General features: G+C 67.5%; 21 protein-coding genes and 1 tRNA gene. 19 read left to right on the top strand and 3 right to left on the bottom strand.

Features of this window, described 5'->3' with window-relative positions; translation table 11 throughout:
* Positions 1–55 precede the first annotated feature (55 nt).
* The 5 genes from OG520_RS16335 to OG520_RS16315 all read left to right on the top strand — a co-directional run bounded on the left by OG520_RS16335 (position 56) and on the right by OG520_RS16315 (position 4,299).
* Positions 56–508 carry a MaoC family dehydratase N-terminal domain-containing protein gene (locus OG520_RS16335; protein WP_389973457.1) on the top strand — a complete coding sequence of 151 codons (453 nt, stop codon included), beginning with the start codon at positions 56–58 and terminating at the stop codon, positions 506–508.
* Positions 508–936: a MaoC family dehydratase gene (locus OG520_RS16330; RefSeq protein ID WP_406013638.1), complete on the top strand. Its 429-nt coding sequence runs from the start codon at positions 508–510 to the stop codon at positions 934–936. The genes OG520_RS16335 and OG520_RS16330 overlap by 1 nt, the downstream gene beginning before the upstream one ends.
* Before the next feature lie 128 nt (positions 937–1,064).
* A complete protein-coding gene (locus tag OG520_RS16325; RefSeq protein ID WP_399327119.1) occupies positions 1,065–1,613 on the top strand; it encodes a TetR/AcrR family transcriptional regulator in 549 nt (182 codons plus the stop codon).
* A 75-nt stretch (positions 1,614–1,688) separates the two neighbouring features.
* On the top strand, positions 1,689–3,119 hold the full coding sequence (locus OG520_RS16320) for an MFS transporter (RefSeq protein ID WP_406013637.1): 1,431 nt from the start codon (positions 1,689–1,691) through the stop codon (positions 3,117–3,119).
* Positions 3,120–3,243: 124 nt separating this feature from the next.
* The gene (locus OG520_RS16315) at positions 3,244–4,299 is read left to right on the top strand and encodes a UDP-N-acetylmuramate dehydrogenase (RefSeq protein ID WP_399327123.1); all 1,056 of its coding nucleotides are present in this window, start codon (positions 3,244–3,246) and stop codon (positions 4,297–4,299) included.
* 12 nt (positions 4,300–4,311) lie between these two features.
* Here the strand turns inward: OG520_RS16315 and OG520_RS16310 are convergent, their stop codons facing one another.
* Positions 4,312–4,947: an NAD(P)-dependent oxidoreductase gene (locus tag OG520_RS16310; RefSeq protein ID WP_406013636.1), complete on the bottom strand. Its 636-nt coding sequence runs from the start codon at positions 4,945–4,947 to the stop codon at positions 4,312–4,314.
* An 87-nt stretch (positions 4,948–5,034) separates the two neighbouring features.
* Here OG520_RS16310 and OG520_RS16305 point away from each other — a divergent pair, with 87 nt between their 5' ends.
* The gene (locus tag OG520_RS16305) at positions 5,035–5,640 is read left to right on the top strand and encodes a TetR/AcrR family transcriptional regulator (protein ID WP_399327128.1); all 606 of its coding nucleotides are present in this window, start codon (positions 5,035–5,037) and stop codon (positions 5,638–5,640) included.
* Between the two features lie 21 nt (positions 5,641–5,661).
* Here the strand turns inward: OG520_RS16305 and OG520_RS16300 are convergent, their stop codons facing one another.
* Positions 5,662–6,684, bottom strand: a complete 1,023-nt coding sequence (locus tag OG520_RS16300) for an adenosine deaminase (RefSeq protein ID WP_406013635.1) — start codon at positions 6,682–6,684, stop codon at positions 5,662–5,664.
* 121 nt (positions 6,685–6,805) lie between these two features.
* The gene (locus OG520_RS16295; RefSeq protein ID WP_406013634.1) at positions 6,806–8,032 is read right to left on the bottom strand and encodes a pyridoxal phosphate-dependent aminotransferase; all 1,227 of its coding nucleotides are present in this window, start codon (positions 8,030–8,032) and stop codon (positions 6,806–6,808) included.
* Positions 8,033–8,257: 225 nt separating this feature from the next.
* Between OG520_RS16295 and OG520_RS16290 the strand changes: the two genes are divergently transcribed.
* From OG520_RS16290 to fusA, 13 genes are all read left to right on the top strand, one after another.
* Positions 8,258–8,330 (top strand) — tRNA-Trp (locus OG520_RS16290).
* Positions 8,331–8,436: 106 nt separating this feature from the next.
* The gene (gene secE / locus OG520_RS16285) at positions 8,437–8,724 is read left to right on the top strand and encodes a preprotein translocase subunit SecE (protein ID WP_093540775.1); all 288 of its coding nucleotides are present in this window, start codon (positions 8,437–8,439) and stop codon (positions 8,722–8,724) included.
* 73 nt (positions 8,725–8,797) lie between these two features.
* Positions 8,798–9,694 carry a transcription termination/antitermination protein NusG gene (gene nusG / locus OG520_RS16280; protein WP_399327136.1) on the top strand — a complete coding sequence of 299 codons (897 nt, stop codon included), beginning with the start codon at positions 8,798–8,800 and terminating at the stop codon, positions 9,692–9,694.
* A gap of 176 nt (positions 9,695–9,870) precedes the next feature.
* A complete protein-coding gene (rplK, locus tag OG520_RS16275; RefSeq protein ID WP_006126872.1) occupies positions 9,871–10,305 on the top strand; it encodes a 50S ribosomal protein L11 in 435 nt (144 codons plus the stop codon).
* 82 nt (positions 10,306–10,387) lie between these two features.
* Positions 10,388–11,110, top strand: a complete 723-nt coding sequence (rplA, locus tag OG520_RS16270; protein ID WP_266415520.1) for a 50S ribosomal protein L1 — start codon at positions 10,388–10,390, stop codon at positions 11,108–11,110.
* 162 nt (positions 11,111–11,272) lie between these two features.
* A complete protein-coding gene (locus tag OG520_RS16265; protein WP_399327139.1) occupies positions 11,273–12,175 on the top strand; it encodes a hypothetical protein in 903 nt (300 codons plus the stop codon).
* 275 nt (positions 12,176–12,450) lie between these two features.
* Positions 12,451–12,981 (top strand): 50S ribosomal protein L10, encoded by a 531-nt coding sequence (gene rplJ, locus OG520_RS16260; protein ID WP_399327141.1) that lies wholly within the window; start codon positions 12,451–12,453, stop codon positions 12,979–12,981.
* A gap of 111 nt (positions 12,982–13,092) precedes the next feature.
* Positions 13,093–13,476 (top strand): 50S ribosomal protein L7/L12, encoded by a 384-nt coding sequence (gene rplL / locus OG520_RS16255; protein ID WP_116511090.1) that lies wholly within the window; start codon positions 13,093–13,095, stop codon positions 13,474–13,476.
* A gap of 619 nt (positions 13,477–14,095) precedes the next feature.
* Entirely contained in the window at positions 14,096–17,581 is a 3,486-nt protein-coding gene (gene rpoB, locus OG520_RS16250) for a DNA-directed RNA polymerase subunit beta (RefSeq protein ID WP_399327143.1), read from the top strand.
* Between the two features lie 129 nt (positions 17,582–17,710).
* A complete protein-coding gene (locus OG520_RS16245) occupies positions 17,711–21,610 on the top strand; it encodes a DNA-directed RNA polymerase subunit beta' (RefSeq protein ID WP_093540768.1) in 3,900 nt (1,299 codons plus the stop codon).
* Positions 21,611–22,066: 456 nt separating this feature from the next.
* Positions 22,067–22,438 (top strand): 30S ribosomal protein S12, encoded by a 372-nt coding sequence (gene rpsL, locus OG520_RS16240; protein WP_003948652.1) that lies wholly within the window; start codon positions 22,067–22,069, stop codon positions 22,436–22,438.
* A 2-nt stretch (positions 22,439–22,440) separates the two neighbouring features.
* Positions 22,441–22,911 carry a 30S ribosomal protein S7 gene (rpsG, locus tag OG520_RS16235; protein WP_007445917.1) on the top strand — a complete coding sequence of 157 codons (471 nt, stop codon included), beginning with the start codon at positions 22,441–22,443 and terminating at the stop codon, positions 22,909–22,911.
* 38 nt (positions 22,912–22,949) lie between these two features.
* Positions 22,950–25,079, top strand: a complete 2,130-nt coding sequence (fusA, locus tag OG520_RS16230) for an elongation factor G (protein WP_399327146.1) — start codon at positions 22,950–22,952, stop codon at positions 25,077–25,079.
* The last annotated feature ends 50 nt before the right edge of the window (positions 25,080–25,129 follow it).

The following is a 25,129-nucleotide window of genomic DNA, read 5'->3' as shown; positions in this document are numbered from 1 at the left end:
TTGTATGAAGGCTGTTCTTCGGCCTGTTCATCTTTCATCAGGAGGTAGCGAGCTCATGGCGCTCGACCAGTCCTTCGTGGGGCGGACCTATCCGCCCACCCCGCCGTACGAGGTCGGCCGGGAGAAGATCCGCGAGTTCGCCGAGGCGGTGGGCGACACGAATCCGGTGTACGTCGACCCCGAGGCCGCCAAGGCGTTCGGCCACAGCGATGTGATCGCCCCGCCGACCTTCGTGTTCTCGATCACCTTCAAGGCCGCCGGGCAGGTGGTGCAGGATCCGCAGCTGGGCCTGGACTACAGCCGGGTGGTGCACGGCGACCAGAAGTTCGCCTATGTGCGCCCCGTCCGGGCGGGGGACCGGCTGACGGTCACCTCGACCATCGAGGGCATCAAGTCCTTGGCGGGCAACGACATCCTGGACATCCGTGGCGAGGTCCACGACGAGTCCGGTGAGCATGTGGTGACCGCGTGGACGAAGCTGGTGGCGCGCGCCGCCGAGGAGGCGTGATGACGGCGAAGGTCGCATACGAGTCGGTCGAGGTCGGTACGGAGCTGCCGACGCAGTCCTTCCCGGTGACCCGGGCGACGCTGGTGCAGTACGCGGGCGCTTCCGGCGACTTCAACCCGATCCACTGGAACGAGAAGTTCGCCCGCGAGGTCGGACTGCCGGATGTGATCGCGCACGGCATGTTCACCATGGCCGAGGCGATCCGGGTGGTCACGGACTGGGCCGGCGACCCGGGCGCGGTCGTCGAGTACGGGGTGCGGTTCACCAAGCCGGTCGTCGTGCCGAACGACGACGACGGCGCCCTGATCGAGGTCAGCGCCAAGGTCGCCGCCCTGCTGGACGACAAGCAGGTGCGGGTGGATCTGACGGCCATGAGCGAGGGCAAGAAGGTGCTGGGCATGTCCCGCGCGGTGGTGCGGCTCGGCTGAGGCCGCACCGCGCGACGCATGTAACGCGACGCAAGTAAGGGCACGGTCCACGGGGCCGTGCCCTTGCTCGTGGGGCGGACCGGTTGACTAAGTTAGTGATTGAGTACTAACTTTCTCGCATGGCAAGGATGAGTGCAGAAGAGCGGCGTGAGAGCGTCATCCGTGCGGCGATCATCGAGTTCGCCCGCGGTGGCTACAGCGCCACCTCCACCGAGGTGATCGCCAAGCGCGTCGGTGTCTCGCAGCCGTACCTCTTCCGTCTTTTCCCCAACAAGCAGGCCATGTTCCTCGCGGCCGTCGAGCGGTGCTTCGCGGACACCCGCAAGGTCTTCGCCGAGGCCGCGGAGGGGCTCAAGGGCGACGCGGCGGTGACGGCGATGGCCGCCGCGTACCAGCGGCTCATCGTCGACGACCCCGAAAAGCTCCAGATGCAGATGCAGACGTACGCGGCCGTGGCGAGTGCCAGGGCCGCGGGGGATCACGAGTTCGGAGAGACGGTGCGCGCCGCCTGGGTCGAGATGTGGGGCGACGTCCACCTCGCTCTCGGCGCCGACGTCGAGGAGACGACGACGTTCTTCGCGTACGGAATGCTCATCAACACACTGGCCTCGCTCGGCTTCCCGGCCGAGCACCGGGTCTGGTCGGGGTTCTACGACGCGGCCAGGCCGATCGCCTGAACAGTGCGACCCGGGTTCCGCCCGGTTTTCTGCCCAGAGAAGTTAGTCATTGATAACTAACCCCCAGGGGGAGCAGTGAACCAGCACACAGCAGGCCGCTCGGGAGCGGTCTGGGCCCTTGTCATCACCAGCGTCGCCGGATTCATGGCGGCCCTCGACAACCTCGTGGTCACCACGGCCCTGCCCTCCATCCGCAAGAGCCTCGGCGGCGAGCTCGCCGAGCTGGAATGGACGGTGAACGCCTACACCCTCACCTTCGCCGTCCTGCTGATGCTCGGGGCGGCCCTCGGCGACAGGTTCGGCCGCCGCCGGCTCTTCCTCGCCGGGCTCACCGTCTTCACCGGCGCCTCCGCCGCGGCCGCCCTCTCGCCGGGGATCAACGAACTGATCGCCTTCCGGGCGGTCCAGGGCGTGGGCGCCGCGATCATGATGCCGCTGACGCTCACCCTGCTCACGGCCGCCGTGCCGCCCGCCCGCCGCGGCGCCGCGCTCGGCATCTTCAGCGCGGTCACCGGACTGGCCGTGGCCAGCGGGCCCCTGATCGGCGGCAGCCTCACCGAGCACCTGTCCTGGCAGTGGATCTTCTGGCTGAACGTCCCGGTGGGTCTGGCCCTGCTGCCGCTGGCACGGCTGCGCCTGACGGAGTCGTACGCGCCGGACGCACGGCTCGACATCCCCGGCACGCTCCTGGTCAGCGGCGGACTGTTCGGCATCGTCTACGGCCTGGTCAACGCCAACTCCGACGGCTGGACCAGCCCCACCGTCCTCGGCGCGCTGATCGTGGGTGGGGCGCTCATAGCCGGCTTCATCCACCACGGGTTCCGCGCGAAGCGCCCCATGCTGCCCATGCGGCTCTTCCGTGACCGCGCGTTCTTCGGGATCAACATGGCGAGCATGCTGATGTTCCTGGGCATGTTCGGTTCGATCTTCCTGCTCAGCCAGTACTTCCAGGGCGTGCTGGGCTACTCGCCCACCGAGGCCGGCCTGCGGATGCTGCCCTGGACCGGAATGCCGATGCTGGTCGCGCCCGTTGCGGGGATGCTCGCCGACCGGTTCGGCGGCCGTCCGGTGGTCGTGGCCGGACTCGTCCTCCAGGCGGTCGGCCTCGCATTCTTCGCGGCGATCATCGCGCCCGACGCCTCGTACGTCTCGCAGCTGCCCGGCCTGATCGTCGGCGGGGCCGGCATGGCCCTGTACTTCGCACCCGCGGCCAGTCTCGTGATGTCCAGCGTCCGCCCCGCGGAGCAGGGCATCGCCTCCGGTGCCAACAACGCCCTGCGCGAGGTCGGCGGAGCCCTCGGGGTCGCCGTGCTCGCCACGGTCTTCTCCTCGCAGGGCGGTTACGAGTCCGCCCGATCCTTCACGGACGGGACCGTTCCGGCGGTGTGGATCGGTGCCTCGGCGGTGGCTCTGGCCGCCCTTGCCGCCCTGCTGATCCCGGGCCGCCGCGGCACCTCGGCCCCGGAGTCCGCGGTGGTCGAGAAGCGTGCCGCCGTCGCCGCCTGAGAGCCTGTCGGGTGACCGCGTCCGCCCGGTCGGAGGTCACCCGACAGGCTCTGAGCCGCGCTTCCGCGCGCACGGTCCGTGGCCCCGCCCGAGCGGCGGGGGCACGGACCGTACCCTTGTCCCCGTGCAGGAACTCCATGACGCCCCCCTCGCCCCCCTGACCACCTTCCGGCTGGGCGGCCCCGCCGCCCGCCTCCTCACGGCGACGACCGACGCCGAGGTGATCGAAGCCGTGCGCGAGGCCGACGGGAGCGGCACCCCGCTCCTCGTCATCGGCGGCGGCAGCAATCTGGTCATCGGCGACAAGGGCTTCGAAGGCACCGCCCTGCGCATCGCGACCGAGGGCTTCGCACTGAACGGCACGGCACTGGAACTCGCCGCCGGTGAGATCTGGACGGACGCCGTGGCCCGCACCGTCGAAGCCGGTCTCGCGGGCATCGAGTGCCTGGCCGGAATCCCGGGCTCCGCAGGTGCGACCCCGATCCAGAACGTCGGCGCGTACGGCCAGGAGGTCTCCTCCACCATCACGGAGGTCGTCGCCTACGACCGGTACACGCGGGAAACGGTCACCATCCCGAACGCCGACTGCGCGTTCTCGTACCGGCACAGCCGTTTCAAGGCCGAACCCGACCGTTTCGTGGTGCTGCGTGTCCGCTTCGAGCTGGAGGACGCGGGCGGCCTGTCCGCGCCACTGCGGTACGCCGAGACGGCCCGCGCCATGGGCGTCGAACAGGGCGAGCGCGTGCCCGCGGCGGCCGCCCGGGAAACGGTGCTCGGGCTCCGCGCCGGCAAGGGCATGGTGCTGGACCCGGAGGACCACGACTCCTGGTCGGCGGGCTCCTTCTTCACCAACCCGATCCTGGAGGAGGCGGAGTACGAGGCGTTCCTCGCCCGCGCCAAGGACCGGCTCGGCCCCGAGGTGACGCCCCCCGCCTTCCCCGCGGACGGGGGACGCATCAAGACCTCGGCGGCCTGGCTCATCGACAAGGCCGGATTCACCAAGGGATACGGCACCGGGCCGGCCCGTATCTCCACCAAGCACACCCTCGCCCTCACCAACCGTGGCGAGGCGACCACCGAGGACCTCCTCGCGCTCGCCCGCGAGGTCGTCTCCGGAGTCCGCGAGGCATTCGGCGTCACGCTCGTCAACGAACCCGTGACGGTCGGCGTGAGCCTGTAGCGGCCGCGCCGCTCAGTACGCCACGCCCACGCCCTGCTTCACCGACGCCGGATCGTCGACCAGCGCCAGCATCGCGTGCGCCACATCGGCGCGCGAGATGGTCCGGCCGCTGCGCGGAGTGCTGCCGACGGCCGTGCGGTACGTCCCCGTCAGCGGCCCGTTGGTGAGCTTCGGCGGCCGTACGGACGTCCAGTCCGTCGCACTCCGGGCCAGCGCGGCCTCCATCCGCGTCAGGTCCGCGTAGACCTCCTTGAGGATCGCCCCGACCCCCTTGCGGACCAGCCGGTCCAGCAGCGGGTCGTCGGCCGGCCGGGGGCCGACCGGGGCCGCGCTGACCACCAGCAGCCGCCGCGCCCCCTCGGCCTCCATCGCCGCCAGGACCGCCCCGGTGAGCCGCTCGGCGACCCCGTCCGCCTTCCGGCCGCGAGAACCGAGCGCGGAGAGCACCGCGTCCCGGCCCGCGACCGCCTCGCGCAGCTCCTCCGGCTCGTCCATGCGCGCGGCCGTGTGGACCTGTACGTCGGAGAGCGGGACGGGCAGCCGCGCCGGGTCACGGACCACCGCCGTCACCTCGTGGCCCGCCGCCACCGCCTGGCGGACGATCTCCTGACCGACGCCGCCCGTCGCGCCGAACACCGTGATCCTCATTGCGCACCCTCCCAGGGCGGGTAAGTACTCACTCACCCATAGAGTGAGTGGATACTCACCAACTCGTCAAGCTTCGCTGGAGTGCACATGGAGCAGAAGCCGGCCCGCGTCCGCATCATCGACGCCGCCCACCAGCTGATGCTCACCATCGGCCTGGCCCGCGCCACCACCAAGGAGATCGCCAGAGCCGCGGGCTGCTCCGAGGCCGCGCTCTACAAGCACTTCGCGAGCAAGGAAGAGCTGTTCGTGGCCGTGCTCAAGGAACGGCTGCCCAGGCTCAACCCGCTGCTGAAACGGCTCATCGCCTCCCCGGGATCGGGGGAGCGCACCGTCGAGCAGAACCTCACCGAGATCGCCCGCCAGGCGGCACTCTTCTACGAGCAGAGCTTCCCGATCGCCGCCTCGCTGTACGCCGAGCCCAGGCTCAAGGAACGCCACAACGAGGCGATGAGAGAACTCGGCACCGGCCCGCACATGCCCATCCGCGGCCTGGACGCCTACCTCCGCTCCGAGCAGGCGGCCGGCCGGGTGCGGGCCGACGCGGACACCTACGCGGCCGCGTCGCTGCTGCTGGGGGCCTGCGTGCAGCGGGCGTTCGCCTACGAGGCCACAGTGGGCGGTGCGCCGCCGCAGTCCCTCGACGTGTTCGCCGCGTCCCTGGCGAGCGTGCTGATGCGGGGCGTCGGGGTCTGAGTCCCCGGGGCCGGACCGGTCCTATCCCGCGGGCTTCGCCAGCCAGTCGTCGACGCCCGCCAGGAGCTCCGCCCGTACCGGGGCGGGCGCGGCGGAGCCCCGTACCGACTGGCGGGCCAGCTCCGCGAGCTCCTCGTCCGTGAACGCGTGATGGCGTCGCACGAGGTCGTACTGCGCGGCCAGCCGGGAACCGAAGACCAGCGGATCGTCCGCGCCCAGCGCCATCGGCACCCCGGCCTCGAACAGTTTGCGCAGGGGGACATCGGCGGGCTTCTCGTAGACGCCCAGCGCCACGTTCGACGCCGGGCAGACCTCGCAGGTCACTCCGCGCTCCGCCAGTCTGCGCAGCAGCCGCGGGTCCTCGGCAGCCCGTACGCCGTGCCCGATCCGGGCCGCGTCGAGATCGTCCAGGCAGTCCCGCACACTGGCGGGGCCGGACAGCTCACCGCCGTGCGGCGCCGCCAGCAGACCGCCCTCGCGGGCAATGGCGAAGGCCCGGTCGAAGTCCCGGGCCATCCCGCGGCGCTCGTCGTTGGAGAGCCCGAACCCGACCACACCCCGGTCCGCGTACCGCACCGCGAGCCGGGCGAGGGTGCGGGCGTCCAGCGGATGCTTCATCCGGTTGGCCGCGATCACCACCCGGATCGGCAGACCCGTCTCGCGCGACGCGCTGTCCACCGCGTCCAGGATGATCTCGATCGCCGGGATCAGCCCGCCGAGCAGCGGGGCGTACGAGGTGGGGTCGACCTGGATCTCCAGCCAGCCGGAGCCGTCCGCGACATCCTCCTGGGCCGCCTCGCGCACCAGCCGCTGAATGTCCTCGGGGGCCCTGAGGCAGGACCGGGCGATGTCGTAGAGCCGCTGGAAGCGGAACCACCCGCGCTCGTCCGTGGCCCGCAGTTTCGGCGGCTCGCCGCCGGTCAGGGCATCCGGCAGATGCACGCCGTACTTGTTGGCGAGTTCGAGCAGGGTCGTCGGCCGCATCGACCCGGTGAAATGCAGGTGCAGGTGGGCCTTGGGCAACAGCCGTACATCACGCTCCATCCCAAGATCCTGCCGCACACGTGGGGTCGAGCGGTAGCCGCTTTCCCCATCGAGTTGACGCCCGAACAGAGAAGCGACCCCCGGCCGGAGCCGGGGGTCGCCACCGAACGTGCGGGACGCGCTACGCCTTGGCCTCGGCCAGCAGCTTCTGGAGCCGCGAGACGCCCTCGACGAGGTCGTCGTCGCCCAGGGCGTACGAGAGCCGCAGGTAGCCCGGCGTACCGAAGGCCTCGCCCGGTACGACCGCGACCTCGGCCTCGTCCAGGATCAGCGCCGCCAGCTCCACAGAGGTGGCCGGACGCTTTCCGCGGATCTCCTTGCCGAGCAGCTCCTTCACCGAGGGGTACGCGTAGAACGCGCCCTCGGGCTCCGGGCACAGCACCCCGTCGATCTCGTTGAGCATCCGGACGATGGTCTGCCGGCGCCGGTCGAAGGCGGTACGCATCTCGGCGACCGCGTCCAGGTTTCCGGAGACGGCGGCCAGCGCGGCGACCTGGGCCACGTTGGAGACGTTGGACGTGGCGTGCGACTGGAGGTTGGTCGCGGCCTTGACGACGTCCTTGGGGCCGACGATCCAGCCCACCCGCCAGCCGGTCATCGCGTACGTCTTGGCGACACCGTTGACCACGATGCACTTGTCGCGCAGCTCGGGCACGATCGCGGGCAGCGAGGTGAACTTCGCGTCGCCGTAGACCAGGTGCTCGTAGATCTCGTCGGTCAGCACCCACAGGCCGTGCTCGACGGCCCAGCGGCCGATCGCCTCGGCGTCGGCCTCGCTGTACACGGCGCCGGTGGGGTTCGACGGCGAGACGAACAGGACGACCTTCGTGCGCTCGGTGCGCGCCGCCTCCAGCTGCTCGACGGAGACCCGGTAGCCGGTGGTCTCGTCGGCCACGACCTCCACCGGGACGCCGCCGGCCAGCCGGATCGACTCGGGGTAGGTGGTCCAGTACGGAGCGGGGACGATGACCTCGTCGCCCGGGTCGAGGATCGCGGCGAACGCCTCGTAGATGGCCTGCTTGCCACCGTTGGTCACCAGGATCTGCGAGGTGTCGACCGCGTAGCCGGAGTCGCGCAGCGTCTTCTCGGCGATGGCGGCCTTGAGCTCCGGGAGCCCTCCTGCCGGGGTGTAGCGGTGGTACTTCGGGGTGCGGCAGGCCTCGACCGCGGCGTCGACGATGTAGCCGGGGGTCGGGAAGTCGGGCTCACCGGCACCGAAGCCGATCACCGGACGGCCGGCGGCCTTGAGGGCCTTGGCCTTGGCGTCGACGGCGAGGGTGGCGGATTCGGAGATCGCACCGATGCGGGCGGAGACCCGGCGCTCGGAGGGGGAAGTTGCAGCGCTCATGGCCCCCATGGTCCCAGACCGTGATCCCTGTCGGCGCAGGGGTTTCAGGGACCGGACACCACCCGGACAGCATGCGGACAAGATGCGACCAGGAGCGGTCGGAAGCTATCTGTTCGACGCCGGGCCGCTGAACACGTACACTCACCTGTCGTTGGCCTTCACCAGCCGCACCGTTTCCGCATCGGAACCATCCGGGGAGATGCGGTAGGTTGGTGGAAACCACAAAGGGTCGTAGCTCAATTGGTAGAGCACTGGTCTCCAAAACCAGCGGTTGGGGGTTCAAGTCCCTCCGGCCCTGCTACACACTCCTTCGCCAGGATGTGTGCGCATGTACGTACTTCAATGCACCGCCGTGCGGCTCCACCGGGCGCGGCACGGCCATGACCCGGAATCAGGTGAGAAGCGTGACGGACGCCGTGGGCTCCATCGACATGCCTGATGCCGAGGATGAAGTACCCGAGTCGAAGAAGAAGACCCGGAAGGGCGGCAAGCGCGGAAAGAAGGGCCCTCTGGGCCGTCTCGCGCTGTTCTACCGCCAGATCGTCGCCGAGTTGCGCAAGGTCGTCTGGCCGACTCGCAGTCAGCTGACGACTTACACCACAGTGGTGATTGTCTTCGTCGTCGTCATGATCGGTCTGGTTACCGTGATTGACTTCGGATTCCAGCGGGTCATCAAGTACGTCTTCGGCTGATCCCGCGGAGGGCGCCTCATGGGCGCCCCTTTCGCATGTTCCACCCATTTGTATCCAGGAAGAAGCAGCCACCGTGTCTGACCCGAACCTGAACGACGCCGTCGAGCCGACGGCGGGCGCCTTCGAGTCCGCCGAGGACGAGCTCGACATCGTCGAGGCGGCGGACGCCGAGGAGCCGGACCAGGCCGAAGCTGCCGACGCCGCCGCGGGTGAGCCCGCCGAGCAGGCCGCCCTGCACGTCGAGGACGAGGAAGAGGCCGCGGAGGCCGACTCCGAGAGCGACGAGGACGACGAGGAAGAGGCCGAGGCCGACTCCGAGAGCGACGAGGAAGAGGCCGAGCCGGCCGCCCCCGTCGACGCCGTCACGGCCCTGCGTGACGAGCTGCGCGGCCTTCCCGGCGAGTGGTACGTCATCCACACGTACGCCGGTTACGAGAAGCGCGTGAAGGCCAACCTGGAGCAGCGCGCCGTCTCGCTCAACGTCGAGGACTTCATCTACCAGGCCGAAGTGCCCGAGGAAGAGATCGTCCAGATCAAGAACGGCGAGCGCAAGAACGTCCGCCAGAACAAGCTCCCGGGCTACGTCCTGGTGCGCATGGACCTGACGAACGAGTCCTGGGGCGTCGTCCGCAACACCCCCGGCGTCACCGGCTTCGTGGGCAACGCCTACGACCCGTACCCGCTGACCCTGGACGAGATCGTCAAGATGCTCGCCCCGGAGGCCGAGGAGAAGGCCGCCCGCGAGGCCGCCGAGGCCGAGGGCAAGCCGGCTCCGGCCCGCAAGGTCGAGGTCCAGGTGCTCGACTTCGAGGTGGGCGACTCGGTCACCGTCACCGACGGCCCGTTCGCGACGCTGCAGGCGACGATCAACGAGATCAACGCCGACTCGAAGAAGGTCAAGGGTCTCGTCGAGATCTTCGGCCGCGAGACCCCGGTCGAGCTCAGCTTCGACCAGATCCAGAAGAACTAGCGGCTTCCCGCCAGTTTCTGGACACATGCCTACCGAGCAGGTCAGACCGGCTGTGAAGCCCGTCTGACCTGCTCGGTTTTTGGTCGCGCAGCTATACCCGTTATCGTTGTGCGGTATGCCTCCATCCGGATGATCGGACGGCGGCGAAACACTCTCACTAGGACCCGGAGAGAGCAATGCCTCCCAAGAAGAAGAAGGTCACGGGGCTTATCAAGCTCCAGATCAACGCTGGTGCGGCCAACCCGGCCCCGCCGGTCGGCCCCGCGCTCGGCCAGCACGGCGTCAACATCATGGAATTCTGCAAGGCCTACAACGCCGCGACCGAGTCGCAGCGCGGCATGGTCGTGCCGGTGGAGATCACGGTCTACGAAGACCGTTCCTTCACCTTCGTCACCAAGACTCCGCCGGCCGCGAAGCTGATCCTCAAGGCCGCGGGCGTGGAGAAGGGCTCCGGCGAGCCGCACAAGACCAAGGTCGCCAAGCTGACGGCTGCCCAGGTCCGTGAGATCGCCACGACGAAGCTCCCCGACCTGAACGCCAACGACCTCGACGCCGCGTCGAAGATCATCGCTGGCACCGCCCGTTCCATGGGCATCACGGTCGAAGGCTGATTCAGCCCCTCAGATCCTCAGTGGTAGGGCCAAGCGCTGGCCCGCACCACGACTCCACACCCTGAAACCAACAGGAGTAGAAGTGAAGCGCAGCAAGAACCTCCGCGCTGCGGACGCCAAGGTCGACCGGTCGCGCAACTACGCGCCGCTCGAGGCCGTCCGTCTCGCCAAGGACACCGCCTCCACCAAGTTCGACGGCACCGTCGAGGTCGCGTTCTGCCTGGGTGTCGACCCGCGCAAGGCCGACCAGATGGTCCGTGGCACCGTGAACCTCCCGCACGGCACCGGCAAGACCGCCCGGGTCCTGGTCTTCGCGACCGGTGACCGTGCTGCGGCCGCGGAAGCCGCGGGCGCCGACATCGTCGGCGCCGACGAGCTCATCGACGAGGTGGCGAAGGGTCGTCTGGACTTCGACGCCGTCGTCGCGACCCCGGACCTCATGGGCAAGGTCGGCCGCCTCGGCCGGGTGCTCGGTCCGCGTGGTCTGATGCCGAACCCGAAGACCGGCACCGTCACCCCCGATGTCGTGAAGGCTGTCAACGACATCAAGGGCGGCAAGATCGAGTTCCGCGTCGACAAGCACTCGAACCTGCACTTCATCATCGGCAAGACCTCGTTCGACGAGACCAAGCTGGTGGAGAACTACGCAGCGGCGCTGGAGGAGATCCTCCGTCTGAAGCCGTCCGCCGCCAAGGGCCGCTACATCAAGAAGGCCACCCTGGCCACCACGATGGGCCCCGGCATCCCGCTGGACGCCAACCGCACCCGTAACCTCCTCGTCGAGGAGGACCCGGCCGCCGTCTGAGCCCTCGCGCTCGGCAGCAAGCCGCGTCACGTGTGACATTGACGGGCCCCGCAACCTTTCGAGGTGCGGGGCCCGTCCTTGTATCCGTATTGCCGGGGGCTGTGTCCGAGCCGTGCGTTAGCGTGAGGCCCCGACAGAGCCGAACGAGGGGTGGAAGCGGACATGAGGACCAATACCGTGCGACGCGTGTGTCTGTCGGTGGCGGCGGCAGCGGCGCTGACGTCGGTCGCGGCCTGCAGCGGATCGGACGGCGGCAAGAGCGACAACAACGGCGGCGGCGTCGTGAAGGCCGACCCGATCGCCGCGCTGCTCGACGTACAGAAGAAGACCGGTGGGGAGAGCTCGGCGAAGGTCGAGGGCACCACCCAGATGGGCACCACCATGTCCATGGAGCAGAGCGGCACCATCGACTGGACCGACGGTCTCACCGGCGCCATGGAGATCACCTACACCGGCGGCAGCATGGCGGACGCCATGAAGCAGACCGGCGGCACCGGCACGATGCAGGCCCGCTACTTCAAGGACGGCTACGTCGTCAACATGGGCGACGGCTTCGCGAAGCAGACCGGCGGCAAGCACTGGATCAGCTACGGCTACGCCGACCTCGCCAAGATAGCGGGCGCCTCCGGCGAGGCCATGAAGCAGCAGATGCAGAACACCACCCCCGACCAGGGCGTGAAGTCGCTGCTGGCCTCCGGCGACGTGAAGAAGGTCGGCAAGGAGGATGTACGGGGCGTCTCCGCCACGCACTACTCCGGCACCGTCGACGTCGCCGCTCTGACCGCGAAGAATTCCGAGCTCGACGCCGACCAGCTGGAGCAGCTGAAGAAGCAGCTGAGCGACGCCGGCATCACCACGGAGACGGTCGACATCTGGGTCGACGACAACGATCTGCTGGTCAAGAAGACCGAGCGCGGCCAGATGAAGACCGGCGAGCTCAACTCGACGGTGTACTACAGCGACTACGGAACGAAGGTCTCGGTCGAGCAGCCCCCGGCCGCCGACACGGTCGACTTCGCCGAGCTGCTGAAGCAGCAGCAGGGAGCCGGTTCGGGCGCGTCCTGAACCTCCCGGGCCGCCCCGAGCGGGACGGATTTGCTCGGCGCGACTTCGGTCGCGTACTCTCCTACAGAAGCCAAAGACCGCTGGTCGTTGCTGCGCTCTCGCAAGAGGGAACAGTGACCGAAGGATCCGTTGAGTACGGGCGACCTGCGCAGGTGACTGTGGAAAGCTCCCGGACTTCGTTCGGTCGAGCTACGCCCTGGCGCCTGCGCCGGGGCGTTTCGTCTTTCCAGGCCCCTTCTGAGCGGTCCTCATCACCCGGAAGGAGGCCGACGCTCATGGCAAGGCCCGACAAGGCTGCCGCGGTAGCCGAGCTCGCGGATCAGTTCCGCGGCTCGAACGCCGCCGTGCTGACCGAGTACCGGGGTCTCACCGTGGCGCAGCTCAAGACGCTGCGTCGTTCGCTCGGTGAGAACGCCCAGTACGCCGTGGTGAAGAACACGCTGACCAAGATTGCGGCCAACGAGGCCGGGATCACTTCGCTGGACGACCAGTTCACTGGTCCGACGGCGGTTGCCTTCATCACCGGTGACCCGGTGGAGTCGGCGAAGGGTCTTCGTGACTTCGCCAAGGAAAACCCCAACCTCATCATCAAGGGCGGTGTCCTTGACGGTAAGGCGCTGACCGCGGATGAGATCAAGAAGCTCGCGGACCTCGAGTCCCGCGAGGTTCTGCTCGCCAAGCTGGCGGGCGCCATGAAGGGCAAGCAGACTCAGGCTGCTCAGGTCTTCCAGGCGCTCCCGTCGAAGTTCGTCCGCACCGCGGAGGCGCTTCGTGCCAAGCAGGCCGAGCAGGGCGGTGCCGAGTAATTCGGCTCGCGCAATGATCGTCGCTCCCTAGGGCGACGGTCGCAGCGGGCCGAACGTACGCCCGCCTACATGTAACTCCGGCACCTGCCGAATTAGTGGAAGGACGCCATCATGGCGAAGCTGTCCCAGGACGACCTGCTCGCGCAGTTCGAAGAGATGACCCTCATCGAGCTCTCCGAGTTCGTGAAGGCCTTCGAGGAGAAGTTCGACGTCACCGCCGCCGCGGCCGTCGCCGTCGCCGGTCCGGCCGGCCCGGGTGCCGCCGCTGAGGCCGTCGAGGAGCAGGACGAGTTCGACGTCATCCTCACCGGCGCCGGCGAGAAGAAGATCCAGGTCATCAAGGTCGTGCGTGAGCTGACCTCGCTGGGTCTGAAGGAGGCCAAGGACCTCGTCGACGGCACCCCGAAGCCGGTCCTCGAGAAGGTCGCCAAGGAGGCCGCCGAGAAGGCTGCCGAGTCCCTCAAGGCCGCCGGCGCTTCCGTCGAGGTCAAGTGACTCAGGGAGTCTGCTGACTCCTTCTGGCGCCCCGTGCCGCACGGCGCGGACGTCATCTGACGAAGGGCGATCACCCATCCGGGTGGTCGCCCTTCGGCGTACCCGAGGCGGCTGCCTTGCTCTTCCCGCGCCGACGAGTATGGTGATCTTCGCCGTTGCCTCTCGGGGGCGGCCGACCGGCGCCGGGAGGCGGTCGGGTGAGGACCTCGGGGCTTTGTCCCCGCAGGGGGGCCTTGACGAACCGCACGCGGCGCGCAATTCTCAGGACGCGTCGTCACATCGATCCGAATCCGAGGCATGGATCGTGGGCGAAGCGGGCAGTAAAGAAGAGCGCACCACGCGCAAGGGCTAGCCATAGGTGTTGAGAACAGCTGTTGAGAGCAACGTGGGTCTCTGAGAACCCCGACTGGACATCAGTGTGCCGTTTGGCTACACTGACCCTTTGCGCTGCCTGTTAGCTGCCTCCTGCCCGTCACCAGGGGCATGCCCTCGCTTGAGCACCGATGACTGATCGTCTCTGACCTGGCCTTCTTCGGTCGAATCAGGAACCGACTGTCATCGTGTCCGGCTTGGGACCGGTACGCGCGTAGTGAGTCCGAGCCCTCGGAAGGACCCCCTCTTGGCCGCCTCGCGCAACGCCTCGACCGCGAATACGAACAACGGTGCCAGCACCGCCCCGCTGCGCATCTCCTTTGCAAAGATCAAGGAGCCCCTCGAGGTTCCGAACCTCCTCGCGCTGCAGACCGAGAGCTTTGACTGGCTCCTCGGCAATGCCGCATGGAAGGCTCGCGTCGAGGCTGCTCTGGACAGTGGACAGAACGTCCCGACCAAGTCCGGCCTGGAAGAGATCTTCGAGGAGATCTCGCCGATCGAGGACTTCTCCGGGTCGATGTCGCTGACTTTCCGCGACCACCGCTTCGAGCCCCCGAAGAACTCGATCGACGAGTGCAAGGAGCGCGACTTCACGTTCGCCGCCCCGCTCTTCGTCACCGCCGAGTTCACCAACAACGAGACCGGCGAGATCAAGTCCCAGACGGTCTTCATGGGCGACTTCCCGCTCATGACCAACAAGGGCACCTTCGTCATCAACGGCACCGAGCGTGTCGTCGTGTCGCAGCTGGTCCGCTCGCCGGGTGTCTACTTCGACTCCTCCATCGACAAGACGTCCGACAAGGACATCTTCTCCGCCAAGATCATCCCGTCCCGGGGTGCCTGGCTGGAGATGGAGATCGACAAGCGCGACATGGTCGGTGTCCGCATCGACCGCAAGCGCAAGCAGTCCGTCACCGTTCTCCTGAAGGCTCTCGGTTGGACGACCGAGCAGATCCTGGAGGAGTTCGGCGAGTACGAGTCGATGCGCGCCACCCTGGAGAAGGACCACACCCAGGGCCAGGACGACGCGCTGCTCGACATCTACCGCAAGCTGCGTCCGGGCGAGCCGCCCACCCGTGAGGCCGCTCAGACGCTGCTCGAGAACCTCTACTTCAACCCGAAGCGCTACGACCTCGCGAAGGTCGGCCGCTACAAGGTGAACAAGAAGCTCGGCGCCGACGAGCCGCTGGACGCCGGTGTGCTCACCAGCGACGACGTCATCGCGACGATCAAGTACCTGGTCAAGCTGCACGCCGGTGAGACCGAGACGGTCGGCGAGTCCGGTCGCTCGATCATGGTCGAGACCGACGACATCGACCACTTCGGCAACCGTCGTATCCGCAACGTCGGCGAGCTGATCCAGAACCAGGTCCGTACGGGTCTCGCCCGTATGGAGCGCGTCGTGCGCGAGCGCATGACCACCCAGGACGTCGAGGCGATCACGCCGCAGACCCTGATCAACATCCGGCCGGTCGTCGCCTCCATCAAGGAGTTCTTCGGCACCAGCCAGCTGTCCCAGTTCATGGACCAGAACAACCCGCTGTCGGGCCTGACGCACAAGCGTCGTCTCAACGCGCTGGGCCCGGGTGGTCTCTCCCGTGAGCGGGCCGGCTTCGAAGTCCGTGACGTGCACCCCTCGCACTACGGCCGCATGTGCCCGATCGAGACGCCGGAAGGCCCGAACATCGGTCTGATCGGCTCGCTGGCCTCCTACGGCCGGATCAACGCGTTCGGCTTCATCGAGACGCCGTACCGCAAGGTCGTCGACGACCAGGTCACCGACGAGGTCGACTACCTGACCGCCGACGAGGAGGACCGCTTCGTCATCGCGCAGGCCAACGCGCCGCTGACCGACGAGCTCCGGTTCGCCGAGTCCCGCGTGCTGGTCCGCCGCCGTGGCGGCGAGGTCGACTACGTGCCCGGCACGGACGTCGACTACATGGACGTCTCGCCGCGCCAGATGGTGTCCGTCGCGACCGCGATGATCCCGTTCCTGGAGCACGACGACGCCAACCGTGCCCTCATGGGCGCGAACATGATGCGGCAGGCGGTGCCGCTGATCAAGTCGGAGGCCCCGCTCGTCGGCACCGGCATGGAGTACCGCTGCGCCACCGACGCCGGCGACGTGCTCAAGGCCGAGAAGGACGGTGTGGTCCAGGAGGTCTCCGCGGACTACATCACCGTCACCAACGACGACGGCACGTACACCACGTACCGCATCGCCAAGTTCATGCGCTCCAACCAGGGCACCTCGGTCAACCAGAAGGTTGTCGTCTCCGAGGGCGACCGGGTCGTCGCCGACCAGGTCCTCGCCGACGGTCCGGCCACCGAGTTCGGTGAGATGGCCCTCGGCAAGAACCTGCTCGTGGCGTTCATGCCGTGGGAGGGTCACAACTACGAGGACGCGATCATCCTGTCGCAGCGCCTCGTGCAGGACGACGTCCTCTCCTCGATCCACATCGAGGAGCACGAGGTCGACGCCCGTGACACCAAGCTCGGCCCGGAGGAGATCACCCGGGACATCCCGAACGTCTCCGAAGAGGTCCTCGCCGACCTCGACGAGCGCGGCATCATCCGTATCGGTGCCGAGGTCGTCGCCGGTGACATCCTCGTCGGCAAGGTCACGCCCAAGGGTGAGACCGAGCTGACCCCCGAGGAGCGCCTGCTCCGCGCGATCTTCGGTGAGAAGGCGCGCGAGGTGCGCGACACCTCGCTGAAGGTGCCGCACGGTGAGATCGGCAAGGTCATCGGCGTCCGCGTCTTCGACCGCGAAGAGGGCGACGAGCTGCCGCCGGGCGTGAACCAGCTGGTTCGCGTCTACGTCGCGCAGAAGCGCAAGATCACCGACGGTGACAAGCTCGCCGGCCGTCACGGCAACAAGGGCGTCATCTCGAAGATCCTGCCGATCGAGGACATGCCGTTCCTGGAGGACGGCACCCCGGTCGACATCATCCTCAACCCGCTGGGTGTCCCGTCCCGAATGAACCCGGGACAGGTCCTGGAGATCCACCTCGGCTGGCTCGCCAGCCGCGGCTGGGACGTCTCCGGCCTCGGTGACGAGTGGGCCAAGCGCCTGCAGGCCATCGGCGCCGACCAGGTCGCCCCCGGCACCAACGTCGCCACCCCCGTCTTCGACGGTGCGCGCGAGGACGAGATCTCCGGTCTCTTCGAGGCCACGATCCCGAACCGCGACGGCGACCGCCTGGTACAGCCCTCCGGCAAGGCCAACCTGTTCGACGGCCGCTCCGGCGAGCCGTTCCCGGACCCGGTCTCGGTCGGCTACATGTACATCCTGAAGCTGCACCACCTCGTCGACGACAAGCTGCACGCTCGTTCGACGGGCCCGTACTCCATGATCACCCAGCAGCCGCTGGGTGGTAAGGCTCAGTTCGGTGGACAGCGATTCGGTGAGATGGAGGTGTGGGCCCTTGAGGCTTACGGCGCCGCATATGCCCTCCAGGAGCTCCTGACGATCAAGTCCGACGACGTGACCGGCCGCGTGAAGGTCTACGAGGCCATCGTCAAGGGCGAGAACATCCCCGAGCCGGGTATCCCTGAGTCCTTCAAGGTGCTCATCAAGGAAATGCAGTCGCTCTGCCTCAATGTGGAGGTGCTGTCCTCGGACGGCATGTCCATCGAGATGCGCGACACGGACGAGGACGTCTTCCGCGCGGCGGAGGAGCTCGGTATCGACCTGTCCCGGCGCGAGCCGAGCAGCGTCGAAGAGGTCTGACGGGTTGGCCGGCCGGATCCCAGTGATCCGGCCGGCTCTCCCCGGACCCGTTCAGACCATTGCTGAAGTGCCCCGATTTCTCGCCTGACGCGAGGGGGCTCGAACCCCCGAAAGAGGGATTGACGACAAGTGCTCGACGTCAACTTCTTCGACGAGCTGCGGATCGGCCTTGCCACCGCGGACGACATCCGGACCTGGTCCCACGGCGAAGTGAAGAAGCCGGAGACCATCAACTACCGCACGCTCAAGCCCGAAAAGGACGGACTCTTCTGCGAGAAGATCTTCGGTCCGACCCGGGACTGGGAGTGCTACTGCGGCAAGTACAAGCGTGTCCGCTTCAAGGGCATCATCTGTGAGCGCTGTGGCGTCGAGGTCACGCGCGCCAAGGTGCGTCGTGAGCGCATGGGCCACATCGAGCTTGCCGCTCCCGTCACCCACATCTGGTACTTCAAGGGCGTCCCGTCGCGCCTGGGCTACCTCCTCGACCTCGCGCCGAAGGACCTCGAGAAGGTCATCTACTTCGCCGCGTACATGATCACGTTCGTGGACGAGGAGCGCCGTACGCGCGACCTGCCGTCGCTGGAGGCGCACGTCTCCGTCGAGCGTCAGCAGATCGAGAACCGCCGCGACGCCGATCTGGAAGCCCGCGCCAAGAAGCTCGAGACCGACCTGGCCGAGCTGGAGGCCGAGGGCGCCAAGGCCGACGTGCGCCGCAAGGTGCGCGAAGGTGCCGAGCGTGAGATGAAGCAGCTGCGCGACCGTGCGCAGCGCGAGATCGACCGCCTCGACGAGGTGTGGAGCCGCTTCAAGAACCTCAAGGTCCAGGACCTGGAGGGCGACGAGCTGCTCTACCGCGAGCTGCGTGACCGCTTCGGCACGTACTTCGACGGCTGCATGGGTGCCGCCGCCCTGCAGAAGCGCCTGGAGTCCTTCGACCTCGACGAGGAGGCCGAGCGCCTCCGCGAGATCATCCGTACCGGCAAGGGCCAGAAGAAGACCCGTGCGCTCAAGCGCCTCAAGGTCGTCTCCGCGTTCCTGCAGACCAGCAACAAGCCCAAGGGCATGGTGCTCGACTGCGTGCCGGTCATCCCGCCGGACCTGCGTCCGATGGTGCAGCTGGACGGTGGCCGCTTCGCGACCTCCGACCTGAACGACCTGTACCGCCGCGTGATCAACCGCAACAACCGCCTCAAGCGTCTCCTTGACCTCGGTGCCCCCGAGATCATCGTGAACAACGAGAAGCGGATGCTGCAGGAGGCCGTCGACGCGCTGTTCGACAACGGCCGCCGCGGTCGCCCGGTCACCGGTCCCGGCAACCGCCCGCTCAAGTCCCTCAGCGACATGCTGAAGGGCAAGCAGGGTCGATTCCGTCAGAACCTTCTCGGTAAGCGTGTGGACTACTCCGCGCGTTCCGTGATCGTCGTCGGCCCGCAGCTCAAGCTGCACCAGTGCGGTCTGCCGAAGGCCATGGCGCTGGAGCTCTTCAAGCCGTTCGTGATGAAGCGCCTGGTCGACCTGAACCACGCGCAGAACATCAAGTCGGCCAAGCGCATGGTCGAGCGCGGCCGCACGGTCGTGTACGACGTCCTGGAAGAGGTCATCGCCGAGCACCCGGTTCTCCTGAACCGTGCGCCGACGCTGCACCGCCTCGGCATCCAGGCCTTCGAGCCGCAGCTGGTCGAGGGCAAGGCCATCCAGATCCACCCGCTCGTCTGCACCGCGTTCAACGCGGACTTCGACGGTGACCAGATGGCCGTGCACCTGCCGCTCTCCGCGGAGGCGCAGGCCGAGGCCCGCATCCTGATGCTGTCCTCGAACAACATCCTGAAGCCGGCCGACGGTCGTCCCGTCACCATGCCGACCCAGGACATGGTGCTGGGCCTGTTCTTCCTCACCACGGACGAGGAGGAGCGCAAGGTCATCGGCCAGGGCCGTTCCTTCGGTTCCACGGCCGAGGCGATCATGGCCTTCGACGCCCGCGAGCTGTCGCTCCAGGCGAAGGTCGACATCCGCTTCCCGGTGGGCACCATCCCGCCGCGCGGCTGGGTGCCGCCGGTCGCCGAGGAAGGCGAGCAGGAGTACCAGCAGGGCGACACGTTCCGGCTGCGTACGTCCCTGGGCCGCGCGCTCTTCAACGAGCTGCTGCCCGAGGACTACCCGTTCGTCGACTACTCGGTCGGCAAGAAGCAGCTCTCCGAGATCGTCAACGACCTCGCCGAGCGCTACCCCAAGGTCATCGTGGCGGCGACGCTCGACAACCTGAAGGCGGCGGGCTTCCACTGGGCGACCCGTTCCGGTGTCACCGTGGCCATCTCCGACGTCGTGGTCCCCGAGGCCAAGAAGGCGATCGTCGCCGGCTACGAGGCGCAGGACGAGAAGGTCCAGAAGCAGTACGAGCGCGGTCTGATCACCAAGGACGAGCGCACGCAGGAGCTCATCGCGATCTGGACCAAGGCGACCAACGAGGTTGCCGAGGCGATGAACGCGAACTTCCCCAAGACGAACCCCATCTTCATGATGGTTGACTCGGGTGCCCGAGGAAACATGATGCAGATGCGTCAGATCGCCGGTATGCGTGGTCTGGTGTCCAACGCCAAGAACGAGACGATCCCGCGTCCCATCAAGGCGTCCTTCCGTGAGGGCCTCACCGTTCTGGAGTACTTCATCTCCACGCACGGTGCCCGTAAGGGTCTGGCGGACACCGCCCTGCGTACCGCCGACTCGGGTTACCTGACCCGTCGTCTGGTGGACGTCTCGCAGGACGTGATCATTCGCGAGGAGGACTGCGGCACCGACCGCGGCCTCAAGCTGAAGATCGCCGTCAAGGGTGCGGACGGTGTGCTCCGCAAGACGGAGGACGTCGAGACCTCGGTCTACGCCCGCATGCTCGCCGAGGACGTCGTCGTCGACGGCAAGGTCATCGCGCCTGCCAACGTCGACCTCGGTGACGTCCTGATCGACGCCCTGGTGGGCGCCGGCGTCGAGGAGGTCAAGACCCGTTCGGTCCTGACCTGTGAGTCCGCGGTCGGCACCTGTGCCTTCTGCTACGGACGCTCGCTCGCCACCGGCAAGCTGGTCGACATCGGTGAGGCGGTCGGCATCATCGCCGCCCAGTCCATCGGTGAGCCCGGTACCCAGCTGACGATGCGTACCTTCCACACCGGTGGTGTGGCCGGTGACGACATCACCCAGGGTCTGCCCCGAGTCGTCGAGCTCTTCGAAGCCCGTACGCCCAAGGGTGTCGCCCCGATCTCGGAGTCCGCGGGCCGGGTCCGGATCGAGGAGACCGAGAAGACCAAGAAGCTCGTGGTCACGCCGGACGACGGCAGCGACGAGATCCCCTTCCCGATCTCGAAGCGCGCCCGTCTGCTGGTGGGCGAGGGCGACCACGTCGAGGTGGGCCAGAAGCTCACCGTGGGTGCCACCAACCCGCACGACGTGCTGCGGATCCTCGGTCAGCGCGCGGTCCAGGTCCACCTGGTCGGCGAGGTCCAGAAGGTCTACAACTCGCAGGGTGTGTCGATCCACGACAAGCACATCGAGATCATCATCCGGCAGATGCTGCGCCGCGTGACGATCATCGAGTCCGGCGACGCGGAGCTGCTGCCGGGCGAGCTCGTCGAGCGCTCGAAGTTCGAGACCGAGAACCGTCGTGTGGTCACCGAGGGCGGTCACCCCGCCTCCGGCCGTCCGCAGCTGATGGGTATCACCAAGGCCTCGCTGGCGACGGAGTCGTGGCTGTCCGCGGCTTCCTTCCAGGAGACGACCAGGGTCCTGACGGACGCGGCGATCAACGCCAAGTCCGACTCCCTGATCGGCCTCAAGGAGAACGTCATCATCGGTAAGCTCATCCCGGCCGGTACGGGTCTGTCCCGCTACCGCAACATCCGGGTCGAGCCGACCGAGGAGGCCAAGGCCGCGATGTACTCGGCCGTCGGCTACGACGACATCGACTACTCGCCGTTCGGCACGGGCTCCGGCCAGGCCGTTCCGCTGGAGGACTACGACTACGGTCCGTACAACCAGTAAGCGAGTCGCTTGACCGACCGGAGGGCGGTCATCCCGTTTCGTACGGGGTGGCCGCCCTCCGGCGTGTGATACGTCACTGCCGTGCGCCGCACGGAGCCTCCGAGCGGCCCGGCAACCGGCCTCGGAGGCCCTGTACGGGGCTGTGGAGGGCCGCACGGGGGTGCGGTGGCCAGGCGTACGGGTCGGGACAAGCCGGGCACTCGTCCTGGCGTGTCCCGGTGGACAGCATTTGTTTTGACCGGAGTCGACGAGGTAGGTACGCTCAGACCTTGTGCCTGGGGTGTGCCTGGGCTCGTGTGCGTGTCCTCAACCGCATGGCGAGCCCGTCAGTGGCTACCGCAATCTGCGCTCCTTCTGCCTTGCGGCAGAAGCCTGCAGTATTCGACACACCCGACCGCGTGGGTCGGTGACGTTCCAGGTTAGTTTCACGAACGGCACACAGAAACCGGAGAAGTAGTGCCTACGATCCAGCAGCTGGTCCGGAAGGGCCGGCAGGACAAGGTCGAGAAGAACAAGACGCCCGCGCTCGAGGGTTCGCCCCAGCGCCGCGGCGTCTGCACGCGTGTGTTCACGACCACCCCGAAGAAGCCGAACTCGGCACTCCGTAAGGTCGCGCGTGTGCGTCTGACCTCCGGTATCGAGGTCACGGCCTACATCCCGGGTGAGGGACACAACCTGCAGGAGCACTCGATCGTGCTCGTGCGTGGTGGCCGTGTGAAGGACCTGCCGGGTGTTCGTTACAAGATCATCCGCGGCTCGCTCGACACCCAGGGTGTCAAGAACCGCAAGCAGGCCCGCAGCCGCTACGGCGCCAAGAAGGAGAAGTAAGAATGCCTCGTAAGGGCCCCGCCCCGAAGCGCCCGGTCATCATCGACCCGGTCTACAGCTCTCCTCTTGTCACCTCGCTGATCAACAAGATCCTGCTGGACGGCAAGCGTTCCACCGCCGAGCGGATCGTGTACGGCGCCATGGAAGGCCTCCGCGAGAAGACCGGCAACGACCCGGTCATCACGCTGAAGCGCGCGCTTGAGAACGTCAAGCCCTCGCTCGAGGTCAAGTCCCGCCGTGTCGGTGGCGCCACCTACCAGGTGCCGATCGAGGTCAAGCCCGGTCGTGCCTCCACCCTCGCCCTGCGCTGGCTCGTGGGCTACTCCCGCGCCCGCCGTGAGAAGACCATGACCGAGCGCCTCATGAACGAGCTGCTCGACGCCTCCAACGGTCTTGGCGCTGCCGTCAAGAAGCGCGAGGACACCCACAAGATGGCCGAGTCCAACAAGGCCTTCGCGCACTACCGCTGGTAGTCGCTACCCACATCGAGACCGAGAGAAGATTGAGCCTTATGGCCACCACTTCGCTTGACCTGGCCAAGGTCCGCAACATCGGGATCATGGCCCACATCGACGCGGGCAAGACGACCACCACTGAGCGGATCCTGTTCTACACCGGCGTCTCGTACAAGATCGGTGAAGTCCACGACGGCGCTGCCACGATGGACTGGATGGAGCAGGAGCAGGAGCGCGGCATCACGATCACGTCCGCCGCGACGACCTGCCACTGGCCGCTCAATGATGTTGACCACACCATCAACATCATCGACACCCCGGGTCACGTCGACTTCACCGTCGAGGTGGAGCGTTCGCTCCGCGTCCTCGACGGTGCCGTCACCGTGTTCGACGGTGTCGCCGGCGTCGAGCCGCAGTCCGAGACCGTCTGGCGTCAGGCGGACCGCTACGGCGTGCCGCGTATCTGCTTCGTCAACAAGCTCGACCGCACCGGTGCCGAGTTCCACCGCTGCGTCGACATGATCGTCGACCGCCTCGGTGCGGTTCCGCTGGTCATGCAGCTCCCCATCGGTGCCGAGGCCGGCTTCCGTGGCGTCGTCGACCTCGTGTCGATGAAGGCCTTCGTGTGGCCGGAAGAGGCCCTCAAGGGCGAGATGTACGACACGGTCGACATCCCGGACACCCACATCGAGGCAGCCAACGAGTGGCGCGGCAAGCTCCTCGAGGCCGTCTCCGAGAACGACGACCAGATGATGGAGCTGTACCTGGAGGGCGAGGAGCCCACCCAGGAGCAGCTGCACGAGGCGATCCGCCGGATCACCCTCGCATCGAAGGGCGGCGCCGACTCCGTCACCGTCACCCCGGTGTTCTGTGGCACGGCGTTCAAGAACAAGGGTGTCCAGCCCCTGCTCGACGCGGTCGTCCGCTACCTGCCTTCCCCTCTGGACGTCGAGGCCATCGAGGGCCACGACGTCAAGGACCCCGAGGTTGTCGTCAAGCGCAAGCCCTCGGACGACGAGCCGTTCTCCGGCCTGGCGTTCAAGATCGCGAGCGACCCGCACCTCGGCAAGCTCACCTTCGTCCGGATCTACTCCGGTCGCCTCGAGGCCGGCACCGCGGTGCTGAACTCGGTCAAGGGCAAGAAGGAGCGCATCGGCAAGATCTACCGCATGCACGCGAACAAGCGTGAGGAGATCGCGTCGGTGGGCGCCGGTGACATCATCGCCGTCATGGGCCTGAAGCAGACCACCACCGGTGAGACGCTGTGTGACGACAAGAAGCCGGTCATCCTGGAGTCCATGGACTTCCCGGCGCCGGTCATTCAGGTCGCCATCGAGCCCAAGTCCAAGGGTGACCAGGAGAAGCTGGGTGTCGCCATCCAGCGCCTCTCCGAGGAGGACCCGTCCTTCCAGGTGCACTCCGACGAGGAGACCGGCCAGACCATCATCGGTGGTATGGGCGAGCTTCACCTCGAGGTGCTCGTCGACCGCATGAAGCGCGAGTTCCGCGTCGAGGCGAACGTCGGCAAGCCGCAGGTCGCGTACCGCGAGACGATCCGCAAGGCCGTCGAGCGCATCGACTACACGCACAAGAAGCAGACTGGTGGTACCGGCCAGTTCGCGAAGGTGCAGATCGCCCTTGAGCCCATCGAGGGTGGCGACGCGTCCTACGAGTTCGTCAACAAGGTCACCGGTGGCCGCATCCCCCGTGAGTACATCCCCTCGGTGGACGCGGGTGCCCAGGAAGCCATGCAGTTCGGCATCCTGGCCGGCTACGAGATGGTGGGCGTCCGCGTCACCCTTCTCGACGGTGGTTACCACGAGGTCGACTCCTCCGAGCTCGCCTTCAAGATCGCCGGTTCGCAGGCGTTCAAGGAGGGTGCTCGCAAGGCGTCCCCCGTGCTCCTCGAGCCGATGATGGCCGTCGAGGTCACCACGCCCGAGGACTACATGGGCGATGTCATCGGCGACCTCAACTCCCGCCGTGGCCAGATCCAGGCCATGGAGGAGCGCAGCGGCGCTCGCGTCGTGAAGGGCCTCGTGCCCCTCTCGGAGATGTTCGGCTACGTCGGAGACCTCCGCAGCAAGACCTCGGGTCGCGCAAGCTACTCGATGCAGTTCGACTCCTACGCCGAGGTTCCGCGGAACGTCGCCGAGGAGATCATCGCGAAGGCCAAGGGCGAGTAACTCTCCCGAGCTCACGCTTTAGGCTTGTCACCGGAGCCTGGTGGGGCATT

This window comes from Streptomyces sp. NBC_00984, from assembly GCF_045162475.1.
Taxonomy (GTDB): Bacteria; Actinomycetota; Actinomycetes; order Streptomycetales; family Streptomycetaceae; genus Streptomyces.
The sequence above is the reverse complement of the archived record's forward strand: the minus strand, read 5'-3'. Positions and strand labels throughout refer to the sequence as shown.

Bases quoted from the DNA above. Each gene is read 5' to 3' on its own strand.
- OG520_RS16300 (WP_406013635.1), bottom strand. From the start codon at position 6,684: ATGGAGCGTGATGTACGGCTGTTGCCCAAGGCCCACCTGCACCTGCAT.
- OG520_RS16305 (WP_399327128.1), top strand. From the start codon at position 5,035: ATGGAGCAGAAGCCGGCCCGCGTCCGCATCATCGACGCCGCCCACCAG.
- rplJ (WP_399327141.1), top strand. From the start codon at position 12,451: ATGGCAAGGCCCGACAAGGCTGCCGCGGTAGCCGAGCTCGCGGATCAG.
- OG520_RS16310 (WP_406013636.1), bottom strand. From the start codon at position 4,947: ATGAGGATCACGGTGTTCGGCGCGACGGGCGGCGTCGGTCAGGAGATC.
- OG520_RS16330 (WP_406013638.1), top strand. From the start codon at position 508: ATGACGGCGAAGGTCGCATACGAGTCGGTCGAGGTCGGTACGGAGCTG.
- OG520_RS16335 (WP_389973457.1), top strand. From the start codon at position 56: ATGGCGCTCGACCAGTCCTTCGTGGGGCGGACCTATCCGCCCACCCCG.
- rplL (WP_116511090.1), top strand. From the start codon at position 13,093: ATGGCGAAGCTGTCCCAGGACGACCTGCTCGCGCAGTTCGAAGAGATG.
- rplK (WP_006126872.1), top strand. From the start codon at position 9,871: ATGCCTCCCAAGAAGAAGAAGGTCACGGGGCTTATCAAGCTCCAGATC.
- rpsG (WP_007445917.1), top strand. From the start codon at position 22,441: ATGCCTCGTAAGGGCCCCGCCCCGAAGCGCCCGGTCATCATCGACCCG.
- fusA (WP_399327146.1), top strand. From the start codon at position 22,950: ATGGCCACCACTTCGCTTGACCTGGCCAAGGTCCGCAACATCGGGATC.
- OG520_RS16295 (WP_406013634.1), bottom strand. From the start codon at position 8,032: ATGAGCGCTGCAACTTCCCCCTCCGAGCGCCGGGTCTCCGCCCGCATC.
- OG520_RS16325 (WP_399327119.1), top strand. From the start codon at position 1,065: ATGAGTGCAGAAGAGCGGCGTGAGAGCGTCATCCGTGCGGCGATCATC.
- OG520_RS16265 (WP_399327139.1), top strand. From the start codon at position 11,273: ATGAGGACCAATACCGTGCGACGCGTGTGTCTGTCGGTGGCGGCGGCA.